The sequence below is a fragment of the Kineococcus vitellinus genome, from assembly GCF_009906315.1.
GTDB lineage: Bacteria > Actinomycetota > Actinomycetes > Actinomycetales > Kineococcaceae > Kineococcus > Kineococcus vitellinus.
Genome location: NZ_JAAALL010000173.1, coordinates 1 through 9,632 on the forward strand (window position 1 = coordinate 1; position 9,632 = coordinate 9,632).

The following is a 9,632-nucleotide window of genomic DNA, read 5'->3' on the forward strand; positions in this document are numbered from 1 at the left end:
GCACCGCCGCGGCCCCGGCCGCGTCGGTGCCGGCCGCGTCGGTGCCGGTCGGCGCGGCGCGGTGGCGGCCGTCGGGGCCGGGGGCGCCCGCGGGCTCGCCGGCGGCGGTCGGGTCGTCGCAGGGGTGCACGGGAGAAGGGAACCGCACCGGCGGGGACTGCCGCGCTCGTTGTCCACAGGGTCGATACGCTCGGGGGCGTGAACGCTGGCTCGACTCCCGAGATCACCTCCCCCGCCCCGGCCGTGACGCCGCACGCGCCGGCCCTGCCCTCCTCGGCGGACGTCGTCGTCGTCGGCGCCGGGCTGGCCGGCCTCGCGTGCGCCAAGCACCTGAGCGCGGCGGGGGTCGACGTCCTGGTCGTGGAGGCCTCCGACGGCGTCGGCGGCCGGGTGCGCACCGACGTCGTCGACGGCTTCCGCGTCGACCGGGGCTTCCAGCTGCTCAACCCCGCCTACCCCGAGGTGCAGAAGGTCCTCGACGTGCAGGCCCTCGACCTGCAGCCGTTCGACGCCGGGGTGGCCGTGCACCGCCACGGCCGCCTGCACGCCGTCCGCGACCCGCGCCGGCACCCGGCCGGGGTCGTCGAGGCGCTGCGCTTCCCCCTCGGCTCGCTCAAGGAGAAGACCGCCCTGGTGCGCTGGGCGCTGTCGACCACGACGGCGGCCGACCTGAAGCGCGAGGACGCCCCCTGGTGGAAGGCGCTCGACGAGGCCGACGTGCACGGCGAGCTGCGCTGGTCGGTGCTGGAGCCGTTCCTGGCCGGCGTGCTCGGCGAGGTGGACGGCACGACCTCGCGGCGCTTCGTGGACCTGGTGGTGCGCAGCTTCCTGCGCGGCACGCCCGGGCTGCCGGCGCGGGGCATGCAGGCCGTGCCCGACCAGCTCGCGGCGAGCCTGCCGGCGGGCAGCGTCGCGCTCGACACCGAGGTGCACCACATCGCCTTCGCCCCCCGCTCGCTCGTCGTGGAGACCGCCGCCGGCGGCGTGAGCGCCCGCTCGGTCGTGGTGGCCACGGACGCGCACGCCGCGGCGCACCTGGTGCCCAGCGTCGAGGTCCCCGACAGCCACGGGCTGGGGACGTTCTGGTACGCCGCGCCGCTGACCCCGGCGCCCTCCGGGCGCGAGAAGCTGCTGCACCTGGACGGCGAGCGCTCCGGCCCCGTGGTGAACACCGCCGTCGTCTCCGCCGTGGCCCCCGGCTACGTGGTGGCGCCCGGCGAGACGCGCTCGCTGGTGTCGGCGCAGGTGCTCGGCGCGGACGTCTCCGCCGACGTCGAGCGGCGCGTGCGCGAGCAGCTGGAGCGCGTGTACGGCACGCGGACCGCCCCGTGGTCGCTCGTCGCGGCGCACTCGCTCCCGCACGCCCTGCCGGTGCTGGAGCCGCCCTTCGAGGGTCCCCGCCCCGTCGAGGTCGGCGAGGGCGTCTTCGTCACCGGGGACCACCGGGAGAACCCCTCGCAGCAGGGCGCGCTCGTCGCTGGCCGCCGCGCGGCGGACGCGGTGCTCACCGCCAGGTTCGGCAGGCCGGGGCAGCGCCGTGCCGGCTGAGCGCCCCACGATCGTCGCCACGTCCGGCGGCTGGACGCGCCGCGAGCGCGGCGGGATCGACTGGGCGGGGACGGCCCACCTGGCCGTGGAGCTGGCCCGGGTGCCGTCGGGGCGGCGGCCCCGGCTGACGTACCTGGGCACCGCGGGCGGTGACCAGCGGTACTTCTCCGGCGAGGTGCACGCGGCCGGTGAGCGCGCCGGCTTCGAGACCACGGTGCTCGACCTGTTCCCGATGCCGAGCGTGGAGGACCCGGCGGCGCACCTGCTGACGCAGGACGTCGTGTGGGTCGGCGGCGGGTCGGTGGCCAACCTGCTGGCGGTCTGGCGCGTGCACGGCCTCGACGAGGCCTTCCGGGCCGCCTGGCAGGCCGGTGTGGTGCTCGGCGGGGTGAGCGCGGGCTCGATCTGCTGGTTCCGCGGCGGCACCACCGACTCCTTCGGGCCGGTGCTGCGCCCGGTGCTCGACGGGCTCGGCCTGCTGCCGCACGCCAACGGCGTGCACTACGACTCCGAGGCGCGCCGTCGCCCCCTCGTGCACGAGCTCGTGGGTTCCGGGGTGCTGGGCGAGACGCACTGCAGCGACGACGGCGTCGGGCTGGTCTACGCCGGCACCGAGCTCGTCGAGGCCGTCACCGAGGTGCCCGGCAAGGGCGCCTACGTGGTGCGGCGCGAGGCGTCCGGCGAGGTCGTCGAGACGCGCTTGGAGCCGCGGCCGCTGCCCTGAGCGGGCTGCGGCGGGCTCCAGCGCGGGCGGTCGTAGGCTGGTGCGGTGGCCAGCGAGGGAACGCGGCAGCTCCTGCCCCGCACCGGACCCGTCGTGCGGCGCCTGCAGCTGGGCGAGGACCTCGTCGACTACCGCGAGGCGTGGGAGCTGCAGCGGCGCCTGCACGCCGAGGTGGTCGCGGGCGAGCGCCCCGACACCGTCCTGCTGCTCGAGCACGCGCCCGTGTACACGGCCGGCAAGCGCACGAACTCCTGGGAGCGCCCCACCGACGGCACCCCCGTCGTCGACGTCGACCGCGGCGGGCGCATCACCTGGCACGGCCCGGGGCAGCTGGTCGGCTACCCGCTGGTGCGGCTGCGCGGCGCGCTGGACGTCGTCGGCTACGTGCGGCGCCTGGAGCAGCTGCTCATCGAGGTCGCGGCCCGCTTCGGCGTGCAGGGCGTGCGGGTGCCCGAGCGCACCGGCGTGTGGGTGGCCACCGAGCAGCCGGCCGCGCCCGGCTGGCGCTGCGAGAGCAAGCTCGCCGCGATCGGCGTGCGGGTGGCCCGCGGGGTGACGATGCACGGCTTCGCGCTCAACTGCGACACCGACCTGGCGGGCTTCTCCCCCATCGTGCCGTGCGGCCTGGACGACGCGGGCGTGACGTCGCTGAGCCGCGGCGGCGGGCGGCGCGTCGGCGTGCTGGAGGCGGCGGCCGTCGTGGAGGAGCTGCTGCCCGCGGCGGACCTGCCCGGCTGAGCGGGGCCGCCGCCGGCGCCGCCGCGGGGCGGCGCCGACGGCGGCGGGGCTCACAGCTGCGGCGCCACCTGCTCCGCGACGAGGTCGAGGTGCTCGAGGTCGGACAGGTCCATGACCTGCAGGTAGATGCGCTCGACCCCGGCGGCGGCGTAGCGGCCGATCTTGTCGACGACCTCGGCGGGCGTGCCGGCCAGCCCGTTCTCGCGCAGCTCCGCCGGTTCGCGGCCGATGGCCCCGGCGCGGCGGACCACCTCGGCCTCGTCGCGGCCGCAGCACACGATGAGCGCCGCCGAGGACGTCACGCTCGAGGCGTCGCGGCCCGCGGCCGCGCACGCCTCGCGCACCCGGGAGATCGCGGCCGCGGTGTCCTCCACGGAGGCGAAGGCCGCGTTGAACTCCGAGGCGTAGCGGGCCGCGAGGGCCGGCGTCCGCTTCTTGCCGCCGCCGCCGACGATGATCGGCACGGGCGACTGCACCGGCTTGGGCAGCGCCGGCGAGCCCTCCAGGCGGTAGTGCTCGCCGGTGAAGTCGAAGGTCTCCCCCTCAGGCGTGGCGAACAGCCCGGTGACGATCTCCAGCTGCTCGGCGAAGCGGTCGAAGCGCTCCTTCAACGGCGGGAACGGGATGCCGTAGGCGGCGTGCTCCTGCTCGTACCAGCCGGTGCCCAGCCCGAGCTCGACGCGGCCGCCGGACATCTCGTCGACCTGGGCGACCTGGATCGCCAGGACGCCGGGGTGGCGGAAGGTGGCCGAGGTCACCAGCGTGCCCAGGCGGATCGAGGTCGTCTCGCGCGCCAGGGCCGCGAGCGTCGTCCAGGCGTCGGTCGGCCCGGGCAGGCCGGAACCGCCCATGTGCAGGTAGTGGTCGGAGCGGAAGAAGGCGGAGTAGCCGGCGGCCTCGGCCGCGACGGCGATGCGGCGCAGGTCCTCGTAGCGGGCGCCTTGCTGGGGTTCGGTGAAGATGCGCAGGTCCACGCCGCCGATCCTGCCGCCTGCCCGCGGCGCCCGCTCTGGCAGGGTCGGGGGATGAGCTCGCGCACCCCGGGGCTGCTGCCCTCGACCACCCGCACGCTGGACCGGCTGCTGGCCGCGGAGCAGGCCGCCTGCCGGCTGCCCTCGGTGGTCGCCGGGCTGGTGCGCGACGGCGAGCTGGTGTGGACCGGCGGGCGCGGGCGCGCCGGGCTGGACGGGGAGCCGACGCCGGACACCCAGTACCGCGTGGGCTCCATCACCAAGTCGTTCGTGGCCGCCGGCGTCGTGCGCGCCGTCGAGGACGGGCTGGTCGACCTGGAGGACCGCGTCGGCGCGCACCTGCCCGAGCTGGCGCAGGGCGTGGGCCGGGTCACCGTCGGCCAGCTGCTGGGCCAGGCCTCCGGGGTGCAGGCCGAGACCGACGGGCCGTGGTGGGAGCGCACCCCCGGCGGCGGCTGGGAGTCGCTGGTGCCGCTGCTGGGCGAGAGCGCCCTGCGGCACCGGCCGGGCACCCGCTTCCACTACTCCAACGTCGGCTTCGGCGTCCTCGGCGAGCTGCTGGGCCGGGTGCGCGGCAGCAGCTGGTTCGAGGTCGTCGACGAGCAGTTCCTGCGGCCGCTGGGGATGGCGCGCACGAGCACGCGCCCGCAGCGGCCCGCGGCGCGGGGCCTGGCGGTGCACCCGTGGGCCGACCTCGTCCTGCCCGAGCCCGAGCACGACGCCGGGGCGATGGCCCCCGCCGGGCAGCTGTGGTCCACGGTGGCGGACCTGGCCCGCTGGGCCACCGTCGTGGCGGGCACCTCGACGGTGCTGCGCCCGGAGTCGGTGCGGGCGATGCGGCAGCCGCAGAGCGTCGGCGACACCCGCGGCGCGGCGTGGAGCAGCGCCTACGGCCTGGGCCTGCAGCTGTGGAACGACGGCGGCCGCCGCTCCGCGGGCCACTCCGGCTCGATGCCCGGCTTCGTGGCCGTGCTGCGGGTGGACGTGGACAGCGGCGACGGCGTCGTCGCGATGACGAACTCCACCAGCGGCTTCGCCGACCTGCCGGTGCGGCTGCTGCGCGCGCTGGCCGAGGCCGAACCGCACCTGCCGCCGGAGTGGGCGCCGCGCGAGGTCCCCGCGGACGTCCTGGAGCTCGTCGGGCCCTGGTACTGGGGGCCGACGCCGCTGCTGGTGACGGCCGCCCCCGACGCCGCCGCGACGGGCGGCTTCGAGCTGCGCGGGATGCTGGGGCGCGGGCGCTCCTCGCGCTTCGTGCGCGAGGGCGAGGGCCGCTGGCGCGGGCTGGACGACTACTACGCCGGGGAGCTGCTGCGCCCGGTGCGCGGCGCCGACGGGAGCGTCGGCCACCTGGACCTGGCGAGCTTCCGCCTCACCCGCAGCCCCTACGACCCGGACGCCGACGTGCCCGGCGGCGTGGACGAGCGGGGCTGGACGGCGCCCGGCCCGGGCCCACGTACGCTGGGCACGTGACGATCGCACCCGAGGGACGGCGGATGCTGCGCATCGAGGCGCGCAACGCCGAGACGCCGATCGAGCGGAAGCCGTCCTGGATCCGCACCAAGGCCCGCACCGGCCCCGACTACACCGAGCTCAAGGGCCTGGTGAAGAGCGGCGGCCTGCACACGGTGTGCGAGGAGGCGGGCTGCCCGAACATCTACGAGTGCTGGGAGGACCGCGAGGCCACGTTCCTCATCGGCGGCTCCGAGTGCACCCGCCGCTGCGACTTCTGCCAGATCGACACTGGCAAGCCCTCTCCGCTGGACCGCGACGAACCGCGGCGGGTGGCCGAGAGCATCGCCACGATGGGGCTGCGCTACGCGACCATCACCGGGGTGGCCCGCGACGACCTCGCCGACGGCGGGGCGTGGCTGTACGCCGAGACGATCCGCGCCACCCACGCCGCCAACCCCGGCACGGGCGTGGAGATCCTCGTCCCGGACTTCAACGGGAAGCCCGAGCTGCTCCAGCAGGTCTTCGACGCGGCGCCGGAGGTCTTCGCGCACAACGTCGAGACCGTTCCGCGGATCTTCAAGAGCATCCGCCCCGCCTTCCGCTACGACCGCTCCCTGGACGTCATCACCCAGGGCCGCGACGCGGGCCTGGTGACGAAGTCCAACCTCATCCTCGGCATGGGCGAGACCGACGAGGAGGTCGTGGACGCGCTGGCGGACCTGCGCTCGGCGGGCTGCGACATCATCACGATCACCCAGTACCTGCGCCCCAGCCCGCGCCACCACCCCGTGGAGCGCTGGGTGAAGCCGGAGGTGTTCGTGCAGCTGTCCGCCGAGGCCGAGCGGCTCGGCTTCTCGGGCGTCATGGCCGGGCCGCTGGTGCGCTCCTCCTACCGCGCGGGCCGGCTGTGGGCGCAGGCGATGCGCCGGCGCGGGGTGGCGATCCCCGAGCAGCTGGCGCACCTGGACCGCGACACCCCCGCCGCCCAGGAGGCCTCCAGCCTGCTGGCGCGCTGAGGCCGTCCCCGGAGCGCCGCGCCGCGCCGATCGGCCCGGCCGGGCAGCCCCGGCCGGGCCGTATCCTTGCGCCCATGGCACGACGTGAGGAACCCGCCGGGGCGACGAGGGCCGCCAAGCCGCGCAAGCAGCGGTGGAAGCGGACCCGGCAGCTGAAGCAGGTCTACGACATGACCGTCCGGGTCGACCCGGCGGTCAAGTGGTGGCTGCTGCTGGCCTTCGCGGGCCCGGTCGTGCTCGGCCTGCTGCTCGGCCTGCTGGTCGACCACCCGATCTACTTCACCGTGCTCGGCCTGCTCGTCGGCCTGCTGGTGGCCATGTTCCTGCTGGGCCGGCGCGCCGAGCGCGCCGCCTACGTGGGCCTGGAGGGGCAGAAGGGCGCCGCCGGCGCGGCGCTGAGCTCGATCCGGCGCGGCTGGACGGTGGAGCAGGAGCCGGTGGCCGCCGAGGCCCGCACGCAGGACATGGTCTTCCGCGCCATCGGCCGCCCGGGCATCGTCCTCGTGGGGGACGGCCCGCCGCAGCGGGTGCGCCGGCTGCTGGAGGCGGAGCGCCGCAAGGTGGCCCGCATCACCCCCAACGTGCCGGTGCACCTGTTCACGATCGGCGACGGCGGCAGCGAGGGCGAGGTGCCGCTGCGCAAGCTCGCCTCCAAGGTGCAGCGCCTGAAGCCGACGCTGACCAAGCAGGAGGTCTCCGCGGTGCACAAGCGGCTGCGGGCCCTCAGCGGCATCCGCCCGCCGGTGCCGCAGGGCATCGACCCGATGCGCGCGCGCCCCGACCGCCGGGCGATGCGCGGGCGCTGAGCACCCCGGCCGGGCACCACGCGCGAGACCCCCGTCCCCTCCGGGCCGGGGGTCTCGCGCGTGGTGCCCCGCGCCGCCTCAGCGGCGGACGACGACGGTGCCGGCGGCGCGGTCGTGCAGCCCGCGGCGGTCGGCGTCGGTGACGACGGCCGGGACGACGAGGGCCAGCAGCAGCGTGCGGGCGGTGCCGCGGGCGAAGCCGACGGGACGCCCGTCGAGGGTGCGCACGGCGATGCCGGTCACCGCGTGGCCCAGGCTCGTGCCGATCGTGGAGACGAGCAGCACGTGCATGACGACCAGGACCGCCAGCGGGCCGATCTCCCGGCCGAGGCCGGGCAGGAAGGCCTGGGCGATGAGGGTGGCCGCTCCCCAGTCCACGAGCAGGCCCAGCACGCGACGGCCCCAGCCGGCGACGGCGCCGCGGCCGGTCGCGGGCAGGCCGAGGCGGACCCCGGCGCCCGGGTGCTCCCCGCCGGGGCGGGCGCTGCTGCTCGCGTGCTCGGCCACGCGACCAGGGTACGGCGCCGCCGCCGCGCCGCTGCGCCGCCGCCGTCCGGCCGTGCGGCGGGGCGCCCGTCGCCGGTGGCGGGACGTCGGTAAGGTTGCGGAAACGCGGGTGTAACAAGGCCGAAACATCGTGCGCCTACGGTCGGCGCGTCCACGGCGGCTCGAGCGCCGAGCCGGTTCCGTTCCTGGAGGTTGGATGTTCAGCAACTCCGAAGAGGTCCTGAAGTACATCGACGAGCACGACGTGAAGTTCGTCGACATCCGCTTCTGCGACCTGCCGGGCGTCATGCAGCACTTCACCGTGCCGGCGAAGTCGCTGGACGCCGACGCCCTCACCGAGGGCCAGATGTTCGACGGGTCCTCGATCCGCGGCTTCCAGGCCATCCACGAGTCCGACATGAAGCTCATCGCGGACCCGACGTCGGCGTACCTCGACCCCTTCCGGGTCGAGAAGACGCTGGTCATCAACCACTCCATCGTGGACCCGTTCACCGACGAGCCCTACAGCCGCGACCCGCGCAACGTCGCGATGAAGGCCGAGGCCTACCTGAAGACGACCGGCATCGCCGACACCGTCTTCTTCGGCCCCGAGGCGGAGTTCTACATCTTCGACGACGTGCGCTTCGACACGAACGAGCGCGAGTCGTACTACCACATCGACTCCATCGAGGCCGCGTGGAACACCGGCCGCAAGGAGGAGGGTGGCAACCTCGGGTACAAGACCCGCTACAAGGGCGGCTACTTCCCCGTGCCGCCGATCGACCACTTCGCCGACCTGCGCGACGAGATGGTCGTGGAGCTGGAGAAGGCCGGCCTGAAGGTCGAGCGCGCGCACCACGAGGTGGGCACCGCCGGTCAGGCCGAGATCAACTACCGGTTCGACACCCTGAAGAACGCCGGCGACCAGCTGCTGCTCTTCAAGTACATCATCAAGAACGTCGCGCTGCGCAACGGCCGCACGGTGACGTTCATGCCGAAGCCGCTGTTCGGCGACAACGGCTCGGGCATGCACTGCCACCAGTCCCTGTGGAAGGACGGCGAGCCGCTCTTCTACGACGAGAAGGGCTACGGCGGCCTGTCCGACCTGGCGCGCTGGTACATCGGCGGTCTGCTGCACCACGCGCCCTCGCTGCTGGCGTTCACCAACCCGACGGTGAACTCCTACCACCGCCTGGTCCCCGGCTTCGAGGCCCCGGTCAACCTGGTGTACTCGGCGCGCAACCGCTCCGCGTGCATCCGCATCCCGATCACGGGCAACTCCCCCAAGGCCAAGCGCCTGGAGTTCCGCGTGCCGGACCCGTCGGCCAACCCGTACCTGGCGTTCGCCGCGCAGCTCATGGCCGGCCTGGACGGCATCAAGAACCGCATCGAGCCGGCCGACCCGGTCGACAAGGACCTCTACGAGCTCCCGCCCGAGGAGCACGCGAACATCAAGACGGTCCCGTACTCGCTGCCGGCCGTCCTCGACGAGCTCGAGAAGGACCACGACTACCTCCTCGAGGGCGGCGTGTTCACCTCGGACCTCATCGAGACCTGGATCGACTACAAGCGCACCAACGAGGTCGACCCGATCCGGCTGCGCCCGCACCCGCACGAGTTCGAGCTGTACTACGACATCTGATTCCGCGGCGTCCTGACGCCACCGGAACGCGACGAGCCCAGCACCTCACCACAGGTGCTGGGCTCGTCGCGTTCCGCGCAGTATCGTGCGGCTCCTCGCCGACAGGACGTCGCGGGCCGGACCGCGTCCGGGTGACCTCCACGGACTGGATCGAGATCGTGCCGACGACGACGTGCCACGCCTGCGGCAGCGAGATGCGCCTGGCGGACACCTTCTGCTGGACCTGCGGGGAGCGCCGCGCCGCAC

The 9,632-nt window shown here is 75.0% G+C and carries 9 protein-coding genes; 7 read left to right on the top strand and 2 right to left on the bottom strand.

Annotated features, from left to right (window positions below; all coding sequences use genetic code 11):
- The first annotated feature begins 198 nt into the window (after positions 1-198).
- From GTQ99_RS14830 to lipB, 3 genes are all read left to right on the top strand, one after another.
- A complete protein-coding gene (locus GTQ99_RS14830; protein WP_166616512.1) occupies positions 199-1,548 on the top strand; it encodes an FAD-dependent oxidoreductase in 1,350 nt (449 codons plus the stop codon).
- Positions 1,538-2,272 carry a Type 1 glutamine amidotransferase-like domain-containing protein gene (locus GTQ99_RS14835; RefSeq protein WP_166616513.1) on the top strand — a complete coding sequence of 245 codons (735 nt, stop codon included), beginning with the start codon at positions 1,538-1,540 and terminating at the stop codon, positions 2,270-2,272. The genes GTQ99_RS14830 and GTQ99_RS14835 overlap by 11 nt, the downstream gene beginning before the upstream one ends.
- A gap of 72 nt (positions 2,273-2,344) precedes the next feature.
- Positions 2,345-3,010, top strand: a complete 666-nt coding sequence (lipB, locus tag GTQ99_RS14840) for a lipoyl(octanoyl) transferase LipB (RefSeq protein WP_166616520.1) — start codon at positions 2,345-2,347, stop codon at positions 3,008-3,010.
- Between the two features lie 50 nt (positions 3,011-3,060).
- On the opposite strand, the gene GTQ99_RS14845 is transcribed toward lipB, so the two are convergent.
- Positions 3,061-3,984, bottom strand: coding sequence for a TIGR03560 family F420-dependent LLM class oxidoreductase (locus tag GTQ99_RS14845; protein ID WP_166616514.1), 924 nt, complete (start codon positions 3,982-3,984; stop codon positions 3,061-3,063).
- A gap of 51 nt (positions 3,985-4,035) precedes the next feature.
- Here GTQ99_RS14845 and GTQ99_RS14850 point away from each other — a divergent pair, with 51 nt between their 5' ends.
- The 3 genes from GTQ99_RS14850 to GTQ99_RS14860 all read left to right on the top strand — a co-directional run bounded on the left by GTQ99_RS14850 (position 4,036) and on the right by GTQ99_RS14860 (position 7,258).
- Entirely contained in the window at positions 4,036-5,454 is a 1,419-nt protein-coding gene (locus GTQ99_RS14850; protein ID WP_166616515.1) for a serine hydrolase domain-containing protein, read from the top strand.
- Positions 5,451-6,452 carry a lipoyl synthase gene (gene lipA / locus GTQ99_RS14855; protein WP_166616516.1) on the top strand — a complete coding sequence of 334 codons (1,002 nt, stop codon included), beginning with the start codon at positions 5,451-5,453 and terminating at the stop codon, positions 6,450-6,452. The genes GTQ99_RS14850 and lipA overlap by 4 nt, the downstream gene beginning before the upstream one ends.
- Before the next feature lie 74 nt (positions 6,453-6,526).
- Positions 6,527-7,258: a DUF4191 domain-containing protein gene (locus GTQ99_RS14860; RefSeq protein ID WP_166616517.1), complete on the top strand. Its 732-nt coding sequence runs from the start codon at positions 6,527-6,529 to the stop codon at positions 7,256-7,258.
- 78 nt (positions 7,259-7,336) lie between these two features.
- Here GTQ99_RS14860 and GTQ99_RS14865 read toward each other — a convergent pair whose 3' ends face one another.
- A complete protein-coding gene (locus GTQ99_RS14865) occupies positions 7,337-7,765 on the bottom strand; it encodes an RDD family protein (protein ID WP_205707525.1) in 429 nt (142 codons plus the stop codon).
- A 196-nt stretch (positions 7,766-7,961) separates the two neighbouring features.
- Here GTQ99_RS14865 and glnA point away from each other — a divergent pair, with 196 nt between their 5' ends.
- Entirely contained in the window at positions 7,962-9,386 is a 1,425-nt protein-coding gene (glnA, locus tag GTQ99_RS14870) for a type I glutamate--ammonia ligase (RefSeq protein ID WP_166616519.1), read from the top strand.
- Positions 9,387-9,632 lie beyond the last annotated feature (246 nt).

What these genes read in the sequence shown, in the direction of transcription:
- glnA (WP_166616519.1), top strand. Translation starts at nt 7,962, where the DNA reads ATGTTCAGCAACTCCGAAGAGGTCCTGAAGTACATCGACGAGCACGAC.
- GTQ99_RS14860 (WP_166616517.1), top strand. Translation starts at nt 6,527, where the DNA reads ATGGCACGACGTGAGGAACCCGCCGGGGCGACGAGGGCCGCCAAGCCG.
- GTQ99_RS14850 (WP_166616515.1), top strand. Translation starts at nt 4,036, where the DNA reads ATGAGCTCGCGCACCCCGGGGCTGCTGCCCTCGACCACCCGCACGCTG.